This window comes from Cnuella takakiae, from assembly GCF_001953305.1.
Classification (GTDB): domain Bacteria; phylum Bacteroidota; class Bacteroidia; order Chitinophagales; family Chitinophagaceae; genus Flavisolibacter; species Flavisolibacter takakiae.
The window spans coordinates 5388923-5405305 of sequence record NZ_MTFE01000010.1 but is presented as its reverse complement, the minus strand read 5'-3'; the positions used below and the strand labels follow the sequence as shown (position 1 = coordinate 5405305).

At 50.2% G+C, this 16383-nt stretch carries 14 protein-coding genes; 13 read left to right on the top strand and 1 reads right to left on the bottom strand.

The window, feature by feature from the left end; all coding sequences use genetic code 11:
* Positions 1-39 precede the first annotated feature (39 nt).
* Entirely contained in the window at positions 40-537 is a 498-nt protein-coding gene (locus tag BUE76_RS23045; protein WP_083596261.1) for a GPW/gp25 family protein, read from the bottom strand.
* 384 nt (positions 538-921) lie between these two features.
* On the opposite strand from BUE76_RS23045, the gene BUE76_RS23040 reads away from it, so the two are divergent.
* The 13 genes from BUE76_RS23040 to BUE76_RS25525 all read left to right on the top strand — a co-directional run.
* Entirely contained in the window at positions 922-3390 is a 2469-nt protein-coding gene (locus tag BUE76_RS23040) for an ATP-dependent Clp protease ATP-binding subunit (protein WP_073038857.1), read from the top strand.
* Positions 3391-3425: 35 nt separating this feature from the next.
* Positions 3426-3887, top strand: coding sequence for a hypothetical protein (locus tag BUE76_RS23035; RefSeq protein ID WP_073038855.1), 462 nt, complete (start codon positions 3426-3428; stop codon positions 3885-3887).
* Between the two features lie 44 nt (positions 3888-3931).
* Positions 3932-5299, top strand: coding sequence for a type VI secretion system contractile sheath protein TssC (locus tag BUE76_RS23030; RefSeq protein ID WP_073038853.1), 1368 nt, complete (start codon positions 3932-3934; stop codon positions 5297-5299).
* 134 nt (positions 5300-5433) lie between these two features.
* The gene (locus tag BUE76_RS23025) at positions 5434-6339 is read left to right on the top strand and encodes a TssN family type VI secretion system protein (protein ID WP_073038851.1); all 906 of its coding nucleotides are present in this window, start codon (positions 5434-5436) and stop codon (positions 6337-6339) included.
* Positions 6336-7508 (top strand): type VI secretion system baseplate subunit TssK, encoded by a 1173-nt coding sequence (locus tag BUE76_RS23020; RefSeq protein WP_073038849.1) that lies wholly within the window; start codon positions 6336-6338, stop codon positions 7506-7508. Before BUE76_RS23025 ends, BUE76_RS23020 begins: the two co-directional genes overlap by 4 nt.
* A 58-nt stretch (positions 7509-7566) precedes the next feature.
* Complete coding sequence (gene tssO / locus BUE76_RS23015) at positions 7567-7992, top strand: type VI secretion system TssO (protein ID WP_143157144.1); 426 nt, start codon at positions 7567-7569, stop codon at positions 7990-7992.
* Positions 7993-8006: 14 nt separating this feature from the next.
* A complete protein-coding gene (locus BUE76_RS23010; RefSeq protein ID WP_073038845.1) occupies positions 8007-9134 on the top strand; it encodes a PKD domain-containing protein in 1128 nt (375 codons plus the stop codon).
* Between the two features lie 95 nt (positions 9135-9229).
* Positions 9230-9928 (top strand): FHA domain-containing protein, encoded by a 699-nt coding sequence (locus BUE76_RS23005; RefSeq protein WP_073038843.1) that lies wholly within the window; start codon positions 9230-9232, stop codon positions 9926-9928.
* A gap of 335 nt (positions 9929-10263) precedes the next feature.
* Positions 10264-11214, top strand: a complete 951-nt coding sequence (locus BUE76_RS23000; RefSeq protein ID WP_073038841.1) for a dihydrodipicolinate synthase family protein — start codon at positions 10264-10266, stop codon at positions 11212-11214.
* Between the two features lie 314 nt (positions 11215-11528).
* On the top strand, positions 11529-12530 hold the full coding sequence (locus BUE76_RS22995; RefSeq protein WP_073038839.1) for a 4-hydroxyproline epimerase: 1002 nt from the start codon (positions 11529-11531) through the stop codon (positions 12528-12530).
* A gap of 268 nt (positions 12531-12798) precedes the next feature.
* Positions 12799-14043, top strand: coding sequence for an NAD(P)/FAD-dependent oxidoreductase (locus BUE76_RS22990; RefSeq protein ID WP_073038837.1), 1245 nt, complete (start codon positions 12799-12801; stop codon positions 14041-14043).
* 142 nt (positions 14044-14185) lie between these two features.
* Positions 14186-15961, top strand: coding sequence for a DUF885 family protein (locus BUE76_RS22985; RefSeq protein WP_073038835.1), 1776 nt, complete (start codon positions 14186-14188; stop codon positions 15959-15961).
* Positions 15962-16213: 252 nt separating this feature from the next.
* On the top strand, positions 16214-16383 hold a 170-nt coding region (locus BUE76_RS25525), incomplete at its 3' end, for a UPF0175 family protein (RefSeq protein ID WP_216820782.1).

The window sequence follows — 16383 nt, the reverse complement described above, 5'->3', positions numbered from 1 at the left end:
CTCCTCCACGTCCTTTCAATGCGACCTGCGCAAAGGCTTTCAATCAACCGACAAAGGGCTCAGGAACAAATTGGTTTGGAAAAGAAAGGACTCGCCTGTTTGTTTGATTACACCGCTTACCCCGATGTCCACTCTTTTTTTGATCTCCACGGTATGTTTGTAGGGGTTGAACCGTTCAATGTCCGAGATGGATACGGTGATGTCGATATTCGCCAGTCGGTATTCGTGGGTGCCAATGGAGCGCAGCAGCGACTGCCGGAGCTTTTCTTCCCACAAGCGGGCGCTTACAATCAGTTCGAAATCGAGGTCCCATATTTCGCACCCATAAGTTGGGTCGCAACGGTGCTCACCAAAACGGGTCATGATAATCAGGTCGAGGTTGCGTTTGATGGAACTATCCAGGTCGCAGGTTGGCAGGTCGTGCCCTTTCATGATAACGTCCGTTTTAATCGGGATGCGGTAGTTGCGTTGCTGCATACGCTGGGTATTAAGCAGTGAATGGTTATTGTTTTGCGCTTGTATAAAGAGGTGCATCATACGGAGCGAATCGAATGCTTTAGGTAGCAGGATAAAAATCGGGGCTTGTTAAACTTCTGCTTCTATATATGCGTAATGCTGTAACTCAGTTGATTAAAAATATTAATTTATTTTGCTTTTTGCCATCATTATTCTTTAACTTACTTCTAGATAAATCTCCCTTGCCTTAAACGTACTCCTATAACTTCTTTCCTTTACTGAAAGCCTTACACCTTCGGGTGCTCCTTACCCCCTGAATACGCATTTTCGTACGCTGTGTTCGTAGCCAGTGGAATTATTGATTACAACAGAATAAAGAAAAGCTAACTGCAATTACCGGATTTAATGTTCAGAATGGCATTTGCTAACACCAGGGTTTAAATAGCCCGGGTAAAACCATTATACATGCCCTCGCTTCAACTGAATGAATCCATGAGAGTGGCGGTTGAAATCGCCCAGTCATTGGCAAAGGAGTATCAAAATGAATACTTCTATCCTGCGCATCTCCTGCGTGCCTTATTGCACAAGGATGTTGGCCTGAAGAGTTTCTTACAGGCCATTGGCAAAGACCCCGGATATATACTGGAGTGGGCCGAGATCCGCATGGAAGAGCATCCCAAATCTTCAAGGGTAAAAGAGCTGATCAGTGGAGACGATAAGGTGCGCGCCTTGTTCGAGGAAGCCGAACTCCTGCGCATCCGCATGGGCCAGGATTCCATTTCTCCTATCCTTGTTTTGGCAGCAATAGCTAAGCCAGGTGTGGCTTTCAGCAGCGATCAGCTTAAATCATTTCCTGTAAAAGAAAAAGAAATACTGGAAGATTATATCCAGACAACCGAGATACAACAGGCGCTTAGTGCCAATGCACCCGAAAGCAAACCTGCCGCAAATGGGGCGTTATTTAAGTATTGTATCGAACGTACAGCGTTGGCGAAGGAGGGTAAAACTGATCCTATTGTGGGCAGGGACAGGGAAACCCGGATGATGCTGGAAATACTTTGCCGACGCACCAAGCCCAATGTGATCATCACCGGTGAGGCGGGTGTGGGTAAGACCGCACTGATTGACGGACTGGCCCTGGACATTGTGCAGCAAAAAGTACCGCCGCAGATTGCGGGCTCCCTCTTGTATGAACTGGACCTGGGTGCGTTGGTGGCCGGTGCCTCGTACAAGGGCGAGGTGGAAGACCGGCTTAAGAACATCATTAAGGAGATCAAGCAACAACCCAAGGCCCTTCTGTTCATTGACGAGATCCATATATTGCTGGATAATAAATCGGGTGGCATTGGCAGTGGTGCGGCCAACCTGCTCAAGCCCGAACTGGCGAGGGGCGAACTAACAGTAATTGGTGCCACTACCACAGACGAATACCGAAAATTCATAGAAACGGACCAGGCCTTTGTACGCCGCTTTGAAGTGGTGCAAGTAGCTGAACCCGACGAAGTATCGGCAGAGAAAATGGTGCGTGGCTTAGCACCCAAATTTGAGGAGCACCACCAGCTAAGCATCGACAAAGACGCAATTGGCGATTGCGTGCGCTTGTCGAAGCGGTACCTGAAAGGCCGCCGCCTGCCTGATGCTGCAATAGACCTGCTGGATGGCACCATGGCTGCCATCAAGCTGATGGTGCAAACAAATAAGCAAGAACTCCTGGAGTTAACAAACCAGTTTGATACTTTAAAAGCCGATGCCGCCGGCGACGATGCAGAAAAAATGCAGGAGTACCAGTGGCTGATTTCCGTGTTGCACAACAAGATCAGCCCCGTTTTGCTGGGAAAGCTGGACGATGCAACGCAAACGGATAAACTGGAAAGCGCTGAAGAACTGGAGCAGTACCTGTCGCGCAGCCTGTCGGAACTGCTAAGGCATGCCGATGATGGGAAAGCCAACGTGAGCAGGGAGGACATAGCAGCTGTTGTATCTTATAAAACCGGTATCCCCATGGGCAAAATACAGGCCCAGGAGCAGGAGAAACTGCTGCACATGGATGCATTTCTTAAACGCAGGGTTGTGGGACAGGACTACGCGGTAAAAGCTTTGTGCGACGCTATTCTGGAGTCGCGCAGCGGACTCAACAAAAAGGGGCAACCCATTGGTTCCTTCTTTTTTCTGGGACCTACCGGAACGGGTAAAACGGAGCTTGCCAAATCCCTAGCTGAATTTTTGTTTCTGGATGAAAAAGCCATGATCCGCTTCGATATGTCCGAGTTCAAGGAAGAACATTCAGCGGCATTATTGTATGGCGCACCTCCTGGCTATGTAGGTTATGAAGAAGGCGGCATGCTGGTGAACAAAATCCGGCAAAAGCCTTATTCCGTTTTGTTGTTTGATGAAATAGAAAAAGCGCACCCTTCAGTATTTGATACTTTTTTGCAAATTCTGGATGAAGGACATATGCATGACCGCTTGGGAAAAGAAGGCGATTTTTCCAATGCCCTCATCATCTTCACTTCCAATATAGGCAGCGAATGGATTGCCGAGCAGTTCAGTGCAGATGAAGTGCCTTCATCAGCTAAACTGATGGAGCTGATGGCCAGGTATTTCAGGCCCGAGTTTCTGGCCAGGCTTACTGAGATCGTGCCTTTTTCGCCCATCCGGGAGGACAATATCGTGCGCATACTGGAGATACAGATGCGGGGACTATTGGAAGCATTGGACAAACAGGGAATCAATTTGCATGTGTCGGAAGAAGCGAAAAAGTATTTGGCACTGAATGGTTTTACACCCAGATATGGTGCCCGGCAGATCTCCGGTGTCATCCGTAACCAATTGCGTAGACCCATTTCCAAATACATCGTTGCAGGTACGCTCCGAAAAGGCAGTACGGTGCGGGTACAACTGGAACAGGAAACGCTGTCCTGGAACATTGAATGACAATAAGCTTTAACCAAAACAATAAAATACAACTTATGGCACAAGTGAAACCAGGAATCGCCACTACCATACTGGCACCGGACCCTATGGGTGAAGGGTTCGTTGAGATCTCTCCCAACAAAACACTGTTCATACAAAAGCTTACCAATGAGCCGCCGGAAAAGCCTGGGCTTGTGGAAGGCCTGCAAACAGTGGAACAGGTATTCGAGCATTTCCAACCCAATATTGACGTGGAGCTCGATAAGGAAGATGGCAGCACCTTAAAAGAAAATTTCCGCTTCAAAGGGCTTGCTGATTTTGATACCAAAAGCCTGATCAATCAAAGTGGATTTTTGAAGAACCTGAGTCTGGAGCAGGATGCTTACCTGCGTATTGCAAAGCAGTTGGGCTCAAATAAAACACTGCAGAACGTTGTCAATAACCCGGAATCGAAAGCTGCGCTGGTCAATGCATTAAAAGCGCTCGTGCTTGAGTTAGAAATAATGGAGCATGAATAATTCAACTGTAGTTAACTGAAATATTAAACCCAAAAACTTAAGTCATGGCTGGAGAAGCTAATGAATTGAATATGCAACCGCAGGCAGTAGCCGAGCAACAGGTGCTTGATGTGCCCTCTCTTGAAAACGCGCTTTCCGCACTCAGCAAGCAGGGCGGGTTTGATTTTCTTGAGTCTGTTGTTGACGGTGTAGATAATCTAAATCCTGCACGCAAAGCAAAGCGAAACATTTTCAAGGAATCGAGCAAGAAAGCACAACGTGCCGAGCTGCGTAAGCGAATACAGATGTGGGTTGACCTGCTTGCCAACGGGCAGTCGTCGGGTACAATGGCCATCACCGCTAACGAAAAGGCGGGTGCAGCGGAAGTTTTGTTGAAGAGCAACCTGAAGAAAACCTTGCAGGAAACCCGCGAACTGGAGGAAGCTTATCGCACAGTTCACCAGTTTTATAAAAATACAGAAACCCCCAAGCTGAAGAACGTTGTGATCATGAACGCTGCTTTGGAAAAATTGAAGGATACAGACGATCCGCAGTTTATCGAGTTTGCAGCAGCCGAATTGAAAAAGCGGTATGACAAACTGGATATGCGCCAGAACTATTCGCTGATGGTAATTCCTGGTTACTTGGGATCGAACATGGTGCTGGATAAATGGTCCAAAATGGCCTATGAAAACAAGGTGATGCTGGTTACTGATTTTGTGAATGCCGAAAGTCCGGCGGAGGCCCTAAGCATGTTCAATGGCGAAGACCTTACCAGTGCCGATCCCCACAAAGCCAACGTGATAATGACCTGCAACTACCTGGTAGGACGTGGCCGGAAATCGGAAGTGGGAGAAGAGGAAGACCTTTATGTTCCCGGGTCGGCTGCTCTGGCGGGAAAAATGTATTGCACCAAAATGTCGCAACCTGTGGCCGGAAAAACTTATGGCTTGCTTGATGAAGTGGAGGCTGTGCGGTTTGATCAGCAGAAAGGTGATATCTCTGAATTGGAAAACGTAGGCCTCGTGCCGCTGGTGGGCGAGTGGGGCAGGGTGATGCCTTTCTCTGCGAAAACCCTTTTTACTGGCGACAACCTGGGTATGAAAACTTACTCGGTAGTGCGGGTATTCGATTTTATTGCCAAGGTGCTTTCCGACTTTCTCAACCGGCGTGCATTTGAGTTGTGGAATACCAAGCTGGAACGCAACCTGCGCTCCCAGATTGTGAAATTCCTGGATGGCATACAAGGACCCGATAAACTGATCGAGAAGTTCCAGATCATCCGCTTTGAACGGGACGAAGATCAGAAGGATCGCATTTTTGTTGACATCCATATCACTCCTTTCTTTCCGGCCAAGAGTTTCCTGGTGATGTTGGATGGGTACAAGGGTGATGATGGGGAGGAGTGGAAGGCCCAGTTCAAACAACAATAATTGTTTTGTTCCGGCACCGGTTGCCGGCAGCCTCCGGGTATGCAGCTGTGCAAATTGGCTGCGGCCCTGGAGGTTTAAAGCGTTAGCAAGGTAGTATCATCACTTGAATTGGTTGTTGCAAAAGCTGTTATGGTATGGAACAATCGCAAAAGCTTTTTTTGATCGTTGTTGGAATCATCTTTTTATGCGCCATCATCCTGGCGGTAGTGGCTGCCCGGTTGTGCGGTATGCTCGCTGTAAACGGCCGCACATTATTTGGCTATGCTTTACTGCAGGTATTGCTCACAACGCTGCTTGCGCTAGCCTGTAGTTATTGGGTGCAGGATCCATTTGTTCTTTTTTGGCTTATTGGCTTTATCTTCCTAATGGCAGGCATGGTGCATAATCGTTATGTGCTCCGCCGCCACCGGTCTGCAGTGAAGGGGGGCAATTTCCGGCTGTTATTAGCTGCATCCGTCCTGGCACTTACGCTGGTAATTTTTTCTTCAGGCATTTTTGCCTTGGTGCAGTTCTTTGTGCTTGATCCTTATTTCCTTTTTTACCCTGTTTTGCTGAGCGCTTTGCTGTTTGTTGTTCCCATGTTTACCTGGCACAGTTTCCTGGCAGCCTATGCTATTCCTCCAACCCTTTATCCATCATGGACCTATCCTTTAAACAATCCGCCTGTTTATCCCGATGATATAACCCAAGAGCGCTTATTGGTAGTGGGCCTTGAACTGACGAAGACGCCTGGCGAGCTCAAGAAAACTTATTTCCGGGCTAAAGTGCCGGAGACCATGAAACTGGGAGATTTTTTATACCACTTCATCTCCGATTATAATGACCGGAACCCCAGGACAGCTATTGTTTTCAAGGATGATAATTATGAGCCGGAAGGATGGGTTTTGCATACCAGGGGAAAATGGTATGAAGGTGTGAAAGTGCTGAACCCGGAATTTACCATCCGGGAAAACAGCATACAGGAAAACACGATTGTGGTTTGTGAACGTACAACCCCGCAACAGTTTCTTTTTAACCAACCCGAAAAGCAGCTTTCATGAGAGACCGGCAACGATACCAGTTTGTGAACTGGAAAGATGGCATGAAGATCAATAAGGATCATTTTATTGATCAGAATAATGCGGTTAAAGATGCTATGGCTGACATTGCTGCACTCAACCTTTCTCCATATCGCTATGGCATATTGCCGCCAACATTGGCAGGTGAAACAAACTTTTCTGCAAAGATTTCACTGGACAATACCGGGGCCATTCAGGTTGTGGTAGATGCCTGCCAGGCCATCACACCGGGAGGGGTGCGGATAGCTTTACCAGCTTTTGGTTCTTCGGTTGCGGCAAGCGAAAGCGAAAGACCCAGTTTCACCCTGCCCTTTTCGCCGCTTACCGATGAATTGGAGTGGTACCTGCTCCTGGTGGTCAACCCCTTTGTTACACAGCCTGCAGGGCCGCTTGACCCTTATGCGGATCCGCCCCGGCACCAGTACGTCATACCCACCTATTCCTTCGAGCTGCTGAGTGCTACCCAGATGAAACAATTTGCCCAATACCCTTATGCACTTGCGGTGGGTAAACTTTTTGTTTCCAACGGCGAAGTAAATGTGGAAGATTATTTTATTCCGCCCTGTTATGCGGTACATGCCCATCCCGAGCTGGTGTCCCTGCTTGGAGAGGTGGATGGCTTTCTGGCGGCACTTGAACGGCATTGCAGCAAAACGGTACAAAAGATCTTTCAGAAAAGCCAGCAGGGCCGGATAGTGGAGTTGGTGCAATTCCTCTGCGACCGGGTAATCCTATACCTGGGCCAGGCCCTTAGTGCTGCCAGGTGGACCCTGCTTTATGATTCTCCTTCCGCACTTTTCTATACGCTGGCAAGTTTGGCCCGGGTCATTCGCAACACCATTGACCTGCGTATCGGATCGGGTAAGGATGAACTGATGGGTTATATGGGCAATTGGTGCGACCTCAATCCCGGTGAGCTGGAAAGCATGCTATCAAGTATTGCCAATATGAAGTACGATCATAACGATGTGAATAAAAATATATCCGAGGCCGCAGTATTTGTAAAAGTGATGAACAAGTTGTTTGGCACCCTTAGCCAGTTGGATATGATCGATAAGAAAAAGGAAAAGGAAAGACCCATTGTATTTGTAAAAGAGGAAGCTATCGATGAAGCACCGGTAGGAGGAAGCAAGCTGAAACGGTTTGGATAATTGATCCCGTATATAATTAAAATTCGAAAGATAATTTGTAAGCCAATAATGAATGCTTATGAAACCATTGAATAGGGCCGAACGCAATAGTGCCTTTATGAACTTCTTGCTGGTGTTCCTGCTTACAGTGGCCACCATCATGGCCGTTGTATTTTTTAGTATCAGGGTACCCAGTAAACAAAATGAAAAGCTAAGGGAGCGGATTGCTTTTATGGAAGCCGAGAACGCTTTCGCCGAAAAATTTGGACTGGCCATGCAGGGAACTTTAGAGGCCCTGGCAGGTTACGATTCTGGCAATGAGCCCTGCTATGTAACCAGGCGGAGAGTAGATAGAAAGCTTGCCGATTTAAACCGTTTAGCCAACGAAAACCCCGATCCGGATAACCAATTATACGACTTGGTGTACCAGCAGTTCAGCAACCTGAACGAAGCCAAGGCTAAAGCCAAGGACCTGGAAACAGAACGCGGCTACCTGCAACAATAATTCCAATCTGATTTATGCACAACCATCCCAATTTCTCCGGTAAACTGATGCGCCTGGACCGCCGTGTTTGGCTGGTGATGGGCGTCACTCTTTTATTGAGTATGTTGTTGTTGGGTTTCAAAAGTTTGGGCAAACGAAATTGTGCTGCCTTGCAGGTTACGGTAGATGGAAAGCAGGAAACGGGAGTGGCCGTACGAAAGCCCAAAACCATGGTGCAGTTCTCCGTAAATGCGGCTAGCGGGCAGGCAATTTGGAACTTTGATGATGGCACTGGTGTGCTAAAAGGCAATAGGGTGATACACCAGTTTGTCAGAGACGGAAACTACCGGGTGGTGGCCTACCTGCCAGGCGGCTGTACCTACGAACAGTTTGTTTCTGTGCGCAACCTTTCATTTTTAAATCAAAGTGCCAGTGTGGAGATTGATATTTTGGAAGAGCCCGTCAAACCTAAAGTAGGCGACCTGGTGCACTTTTACGGGATCACTAATGTGCCTGCCAAAAGGTATGAGTGGCGGTTGCTGGAAAGTAGTGATTCGGCGCAGTATGGTACGGTGGCTGTCTTTCATTTTCCCAATCCGGGAACTTATAAGGTGCATCTCAAACTGGACAACGATCCCCGTAAGGTTAGGGTAAAGATGGTCACCATTAAAGCTGATATAGCTGCCGAGGCTTTTCCTGGAGCTGGCAACAGTGATATGGGTGGACTGCCATCCATTCCAGCGGGAAGTGCTGGTGGTGAAAACCCGTTTGAAAAACTGGAACCAGCCAACACACCAGGAGTCAGTGTGCCATCCGGCGGACAAGAGCAGGCAGAGGGCGGGAAAACGCCCAAAAAAGCAATGGACCCTGGGACATTTAAAGATCAATTGATTGAAGTGATTGCGGGAGCCAAGGAACTTTCTGAACTATACCCCTACCTGGATTATGGTGAAAGTACCAAGGTGCAGGAGGAAGGTAAACCCATGCTGGTAAACATCGGCCCTTTTTGCAGGGATATGATGCGTAGGAAGGGTGCACAAATTGAGCAGGTGCAATTTTCTTTGGATGATAAAAGAGCCATTCAGATCATAAAGGTGAAAGTGCTGGAGCAAAAAAAGAAAAAAGGTTTCCTGGGTAGTTTATTTGGTGGCAAGGACAAATGATGCCGGCCAACCTTAAAATGTATAGTTGTTGCTTTTACTGAAGATTACTAACTTTTAACCCATACATTGTTCACCTGCATACGCCCATCTTCTATATGGACAAATCAGCGGCCCTTGAATTCATTGGACTGAAGGAACCTTACAGTGAGGAGTTGTTGCAGGACCGGTATAAGGAAAGGCTGCAGTATTTCAGAATGCTTTATGCCCATGCTCCCAACAAATCCATCGAACAAATTCAACAACGAAATTTAGAAAAACTGGAAGAGGTAAAGCGGTACCTTTTACAAGCCCTTGCGGCAAGGCAACAGTTGTTGGAGCAGAAATTTGGTCCCCCGGAACTTAAAATTGGTGCACTTCAGAAAGAGCACGTTGCAGCAAATGGTGCAACAGGTTGGCTTATACTACATACAGAGCGAAGAAAACCTGCAGCTTTTGCATTGTTTAGTGGCGTTAATTTTCTTGGACGTAAAAAGTCAACTGAAGCAGGAAATTATATCGTTATAGATGATGATCCTTATGTCAGCCGTATCCATGCATTTATCAAATGCCACCACACCGGTGACAACTTATTTTTTGAATTATATGACGGGGATGGCACCAAGCCTAGCGCAAATGGTGTTTTTGTCAACGGCCATCATCAAAGAGTAAGGGCATCCTGTGTTTTAAGCCATGGCGACACCATTCAGATTGGAAATACCAAATTGGTTTTACGTTTCAAAAATGAACATAATACTGCTTCAGGTGAAATGGCTGCAGTACTTAAAACAAACTATATTGACTCTGTACAATTTTGAAGTAACATGCAACGCCGGGCTGTGAAGCGTAATTGCTTGTTACTGCAGGCATTTCTTGCTTTAGATGTTGCTATGTAAAATTTTTATTTCAGGGGTGTACCAGTGATGGTGTACATTTTGAAAAGGGGGTCTATCAGGAAGCTGTAACCAGTTTATAGGCTTTTAAAGCAAGACCAGCTCATTTATTCCATCACCCAGCCAAGTGCGCCCTCCATCATAACCCAACTTAACAACTCTTTGCTCCATTCCAGTTAAAATCTGCAAACAATACATTAATACCCGGAAAGCACCCTGCACCTGCTCCGTTTAGCTTTACTACCCTAAACCATCCCGGTATGAACCCAATAAGCTGGAAAGGCGTCTACCCCGCCGTATTAACCCCTTTCCTACAAAACGAAGCCATCGACTACGACACCTTCAAGATCAACATAGAAGCCCAGCTCGAAGCCGGCGTCGACGGCATCATCCTGAGCGGCTCGCTGGGCGAGGCCAGTACCCTTACCGCACAGGACAAGATCGACCTGCTGGTATATACCAAAGAGCTGGTGCAGGGCCGCGTGCCGGTAGTGATGAACATCGCCGAGCAGGCCACGGCCGCAGCCGTGCAGGCGGCAAAAGACGCCGAAGCCAACGGCGCCGACGGGCTGATGCTGTTGCCGCCCATGCGCTACAAGGCCGACGATGCAGAAACGGTGCAGTTCTTCAAGGATGTGGCCGCCGCCACCTCGTTGTCCATCATGCTGTACAACAACCCCGTTGATTACAAGATCGCCGTTACCCTCGATATGTTTGAAGAGCTGGCATCGGTGCCCAATATCAACGCGGTAAAAGAATCCTCCCGCGACATCTCCAATATAACGCGGATGATCAACCGCTTTGGTGATCGCTTCAGCATTATGTGCGGCGTGGACCCCCTGGCCATGGAAAGCCTGGTGATGGGCGCCGACGGCTGGGTGGCGGGCCTCGTGGATGCCTTCCCCCGCGAAACGGTGGCCATCTACCGCCTGGTAAAAGCCGAACGCTATGCCGAGGCACTGAAAATATACCGCTGGTTCCTTCCCGTGCTCGAACTCGATATCCATCCCAAGCTGGTACAGTATATTAAGCTGGCAGGCAAGCTCACGGGCATCAGCACCGAGTATGTACGCCGTCCCCGCCTGGAGCTCACCGGCGCGGAGCGTGCTTCCGTAATCGCTATTGTTGAAGAAGCCCTTGCCAACCGCCCCGTACTGCCCGACTACCTCCACCTGGAGGAGACTGAAACCTGGCAGACAGCGGTGATCTAAGGGACGATGGATTATGGATGGTGGACGATAGACGATAGACGATGGTAGAGACGACAGACGACGGACGACGAGAGAAGGACCACGGACCACGGACGACGGGAGCTTCACAAGTTTCCTTTCGTACACAATGCACGGTTTTAGTTGTGGTCCGTAGTCCATAGGCTCCAAAGTCGTCCGTTGTCCTTTTCCCAAACCATCGTCTATCGTCCATGGTCCAAACCGTCGTCCATCGTCCGTGGTCCGTGGTCTTCCCATGGTCCATCGTCCATCGTCCACTCTTATTCCGTACATTTTCACCAAATACCTCCCTCCCCATGTCCTCCAAGAAATTCTTTTGCGTCGATGCCCATACCTGCGGCAACCCGGTAAGGCTGGTGGCAGGCGGTGGCCCGCTGTTGCAGGGTGCCACCATGATGGAACGGCGCCTGCACTTCCTTGCCGAGTACGACTGGATCCGCAAGGGGCTGATGTTTGAGCCCCGCGGCCACGACATGATGAGCGGCAGCATCCTCTACCCACCGGCCGACCCACAGAACGATATCGGCGTGCTCTTTATCGAAACCAGCGGCTGCCTGCCCATGTGCGGGCATGGTACCATCGGTACCATCACCATCGCCATTGAAGAAGGACTGGTGTCGCCAAAGGTACCCGGCCAACTGCGCATGGAAGCACCTGCCGGACTGGTTCTGATCGAATACAAGCAGGAAGGCAAAAAGGTGAAGTCGGTAAAGCTCACCAATGTAAAGTCCTACCTCGCTGCTACCGACCTCGAGATAGAATGCCCCGACCTCGGCACCATCCGTTTTGATGTGGCTTACGGCGGTAATTTCTACGCCATCGTAGACCCGCAGCAAAACTTTAGCGGCATCGAGCACTACAAGGCGGACCAGCTGATTGCGTGGAGCCGCGTGTGCCGCGACCGCATCAACGAACGATACAGCTTTCAGCATCCCGAGAACGAACATATCAAAGGTTGCAGCCACCTGATGTGGACCGGCGCCACACTCGATGCTGCTTCCACTGCCCGCAACGCGGTGTTCTATGGCGACAAGGCCATCGACCGCTCGCCCTGTGGTACCGGTACCTCGGCACGCATGGCGCAGTGGTATGGCCGGGGCAAGCTCAAAAGGGGCGATACCTTTGTACACGAAAGCATCATCGGCTCCAAGTTCATCGGCCGCATCGAAGAAGAAACAACCATCGGCGGGCAGCCCGCCATCGTTCCCAGCATCGAAGGCTGGGCTATCGTTACGGGCTACAACACCATCATCATCGATGATGATGATCCGTATGCGCATGGGTTTCAGGTAATTTGAGGGAAAGCTTTTAGCTGTTAGCTATTGGCTGTTGGCTAATAGCTAACAGCCAATAGCTAACTGCGAGCAGCTAGAACTGAGCAGCTTGCAGTTAAACCAGCTTGCTAAAAGAATGACCCCAATTAGCCCGCGGTTTCAACGGTGGGATGATAGCACCTGCAGGGATCGTGTGCAACCGTTTTAACGCTTTCCGGCCCAGCTCAAAAACCATCGGCTAAAAGCTAACAGCCAATAGCCAACAGCTTTTTCACAAACTAAAATCGCATCCATGAAAGCGGTGATCATCGGCGGCGGCATCATTGGTTTGAGTGCCGCGTTTTATTTGCAAAAAGACGGCTGGGAGGTAACCCTCGTGGATAAAAGCGACCTGTCGGACAGCTGCTCCTACGGCAATCTCGGCATGGTGGTGCCCAGCCATTTTGTGCCGCTGGCGGCGCCGGGCATGGTGGCGCAGGGCATCCGCTGGATGTTCAACAGCAAGAGCCCTTTTTATGTAAAGCCTTCGCTGAGTCCCAGCCTGATTTCCTGGGGACTGAAATTTGTAAAAAGCGCTACCGCCAAACACGTGGCCGATTCGGCAACGCCCCTGCTCGATATCAACCTCTATAGCCGCAAGCTGTACGAAGACCTCCAGCAGGAACCCGGCTTTGGCTTTGCCTACGAAAAGAAGGGCATTCTGATGTACTATAAAACCGAAAAGGTAGGCGAGGAGGAAGTGCATCTTGCCGACAAAGCCCGAAGCATGGGCCTTGAAGTGGAAGCCCTCAACAAACAACAGGCACAGGCCCTCGAACCCAATGTGGAATTGGATGTGCTGGGCGCTGTGCACTACAAATGCGATGCGCACCTCTACCCCGGCAAACTCATTCCGCAGCTGCTGGATTACCTTAAGGCCAACGGTGCCGTGATCAGGGGCAATACGCCGGTAAAAAGCATTGAAGTATCGGGCGGGCAGATCAAAAAGATCGTTACCGACAAGGAAGCCATCACTGCAGACCTCTTTGTGCTGGCCAGCGGCTCCTGGCTGCCGCAGCTGGCAAAGATGGCGGGCATCACCATCCCGCTGATGCCGGGCAAGGGTTATTCCTTTACCCACAAGGAGCCCACGCAAAAACTTAATGTACCCGCCATCCTCTGCGAGGCCCGCGTAGCCATCACGCCCATGAACGGGCATATGCGCTATGGCGGAACCATGGAGATAGCACCCGTGAATGACCGCATCAACATGAACCGCGTGCAGGGCATCGTGGAGTCGGTGCCGAAATACTTCCCGGGTATTAAACTCGACATGCCTGCGGAGAAAGAAGTGTGGTATGGTTTCCGGCCCTGTTCACCCGACGGACTGCCTTATATCGGGTACAGCAAACAACTCAAAAACCTGATCATCGCCGGCGGCCATGCCATGATGGGCCTGAGCCTCGGCCCAGCTACGGGTAAAGTGGTTGCCGACCTCGCCAGCCACAAACAACCCGATATCAACGTGAAGGCCTTTGATGCGAATCGATTTTCATAAACGCTTTATTGCAGCACATTTGTTTAGCCACAAAGACACCAAGACAGAAAGGAGCACGAAGATTTGAGCTGAAGCTTTTCCCTTTGTGCTCCTTTCTGTCTTTGTGCCTTCGTGGCAAGATCAACTTTACCAATTATCCACCATGCCCCAACTGCTCCAACGATCTCTTCTTGCCCTTTGCACCATCCTCACCCTCCAAGCCGCCGCGCAGCAAAAGGATACCTTTATTCCCTGCCAGGAGATGCCCGATATCATCGTGCAGTTTGGCGCCGACCAGCGGGCCCTGCAACGCTTTTACACACCGGCCACCAGCCAGCGTGTTGGCGTTAATGATGGCAGCATTGGTTCGCCGGAAAAGCGGGCAAGGCTGGCCAAACTGTACCAGGACTACCTGGCCCGTTTGCAACAGCTTTCCTTTGCTGCGCTGTCGCAGGAGTGCAAGGTGGATTATATCCTCTTCAAACGCGATGTGCTGGAAAAACAAAGACAGCTGGCAGAAGAGGAAAAGGAATACAACAAGATCAGGACATGGATACCTTTTGCTGATAAGCTGTATGCCTCCGAAAAGCTGCGCCGTAGGGGCACGCAGCTCAATGGCGAAGCCATCGCAAAAGAGTGGGCAGGCATCGCTAAAGAAGTAACGGCCCTGCAGCAAAAACTCAGGGACGAAAAAGGCCTCACGCAGGAAGGCATCTACACCGCCGCCGAAGCCGTTGACGGGCTGCGCAAAGCGGCCACCAGCGTATACGAATTTTACAATGGCTACGACCCCATGTTTACCTGGTGGGTGCCCAAAAGCTACCAGCAGCTCGACTCCACGCTGGCGGTGTATGCAAAAGAGATCCGCGCCAAAAGCAATGCTTTTACCGCACCCGACAAGAGCGGCATCGTGGGCCAGCCCGCGGGCCGCGATGCACTGGTACGGCAGCTGGCCTACGAGATGATTCCCTACAGCCCAGAAGACCTGATCGAGATCGCTAACAAGGAATTTGCCTGGTGCGATAAGGAGCTGCTGAAAGCCACCAAGGAAATGAGTTTTGGCACCGATTGGCGGGCAGCGCAGGAAAAGGTGAAGAACGCCTATGTGCCTGCCGGCAAGCAGCCCGAAGCCATCCTGAAACTATACAACGAGTCCATCGACTTCCTGAAAAAGAACGACCTGATTACCATACCACCGTTGGCCGAAGAAACCTGGGGCATGCTGATGATGAGCCCCGAACGGCAACTGGTGAATCCTTTCTTCCTGGGTGGTACCGATATCATCATTTCCTATCCCACCAATACCATGGCTGAGGAAGACCGCATGATGAGCATGCGGGGCAACAACCCGCACTTCAGCAAGGCCACCGTGCACCACGAGCTGATTGCCGGCCACAACCTGCAATACTTTATGAACAGCCGCTACCGCACCTACCGCAATTTCGGTACGCCCTTCTGGACCGAAGGCTGGAGCCTGTATTGGGAGCTGCTGCTCTGGGATATGCAGTTTGCCAAAAGCCCCGAAGACCGCATCGGCATGTTGTTCTGGCACATGCACCGCTGTGCCCGCATCATCTTTTCGCTCAACTACCACATGGGCAAGTGGACGCCGCAGCAATGCATCGACTTCCTGGTAGACCGTGTAGGCCATGAGCGTGCCAATGCTGAAGGCGAAGTGCGCCGCTCCTTCACCGGCCGCTACCCGCCGCTCTACCAGCTGGCCTACCTTACCGGCGGCCGCCAGTTTTATGCCCTCCGCAAAGAGCTGGTGGATAGCGGCAAAATGACCCACAAGCAATACCACGATGCCGTGATGCAGCTCAATGCTATGCCCGTGGAAATGATCCGCGCCATCCTCACCAGCCAGCCGCTGACGGAGGACTATCAAACGAAGTGGAAGTTTTATAAGAGTGGGGAAGTGGAGGGGAGGGTGTTTTAGGCTGGTTTTATTGTAGAGAACGCTTTAGGTTGAATTTGGATTATTCTGAGATTTAGGTGCGCCCGGGGTCTTCGCTGCAGGCTAAGTGGGTGGGCTTATGGCGATACCCCGGGGTGATGGGTGCCACCATCAGCCACAGATTCATCAGCACCTAAGCGGGTGTGCCTACTTGATGCTCGTTACAGCAGATTCCTGCAATTCGTGAAGACGCCGCTCAATTTGTCTCAATCAACCTTTTCCTGATCCGCGTACATGTATTGTGTGAAAACGCTCACACTCAACATACCTGATCACTTGGATGTTGATAACCGGGAAGCTGCCGTGATCCTGGCTACGCAGCTGTATGAGCGAGGAATGCTATCACTTGGCCTGGCTGCTGAGCTGGCTGGCTACAGCAAGCCAGCTTTTATGGAATTGCTGGT

Coding starts and splice junctions, on each gene's coding strand:
- BUE76_RS22990 (WP_073038837.1), top strand. CDS start 12,799: ATGAAAGCGGTGATCATCGGCGGCGGCATCATTGGTTTGAGTGCCGCG.
- BUE76_RS23030 (WP_073038853.1), top strand. CDS start 3,932: ATGGCTGGAGAAGCTAATGAATTGAATATGCAACCGCAGGCAGTAGCC.
- BUE76_RS23025 (WP_073038851.1), top strand. CDS start 5,434: ATGGAACAATCGCAAAAGCTTTTTTTGATCGTTGTTGGAATCATCTTT.
- BUE76_RS22995 (WP_073038839.1), top strand. CDS start 11,529: ATGTCCTCCAAGAAATTCTTTTGCGTCGATGCCCATACCTGCGGCAAC.
- BUE76_RS23005 (WP_073038843.1), top strand. CDS start 9,230: ATGGACAAATCAGCGGCCCTTGAATTCATTGGACTGAAGGAACCTTAC.
- BUE76_RS23000 (WP_073038841.1), top strand. CDS start 10,264: ATGAACCCAATAAGCTGGAAAGGCGTCTACCCCGCCGTATTAACCCCT.
- BUE76_RS22985 (WP_073038835.1), top strand. CDS start 14,186: ATGCCCCAACTGCTCCAACGATCTCTTCTTGCCCTTTGCACCATCCTC.
- tssO (WP_143157144.1), top strand. CDS start 7,567: ATGAAACCATTGAATAGGGCCGAACGCAATAGTGCCTTTATGAACTTC.
- BUE76_RS23010 (WP_073038845.1), top strand. CDS start 8,007: ATGCACAACCATCCCAATTTCTCCGGTAAACTGATGCGCCTGGACCGC.
- BUE76_RS23045 (WP_083596261.1), bottom strand. CDS start 537: ATGATGCACCTCTTTATACAAGCGCAAAACAATAACCATTCACTGCTT.
- BUE76_RS23020 (WP_073038849.1), top strand. CDS start 6,336: ATGAGAGACCGGCAACGATACCAGTTTGTGAACTGGAAAGATGGCATG.
- BUE76_RS23040 (WP_073038857.1), top strand. CDS start 922: ATGCCCTCGCTTCAACTGAATGAATCCATGAGAGTGGCGGTTGAAATC.
- BUE76_RS23035 (WP_073038855.1), top strand. CDS start 3,426: ATGGCACAAGTGAAACCAGGAATCGCCACTACCATACTGGCACCGGAC.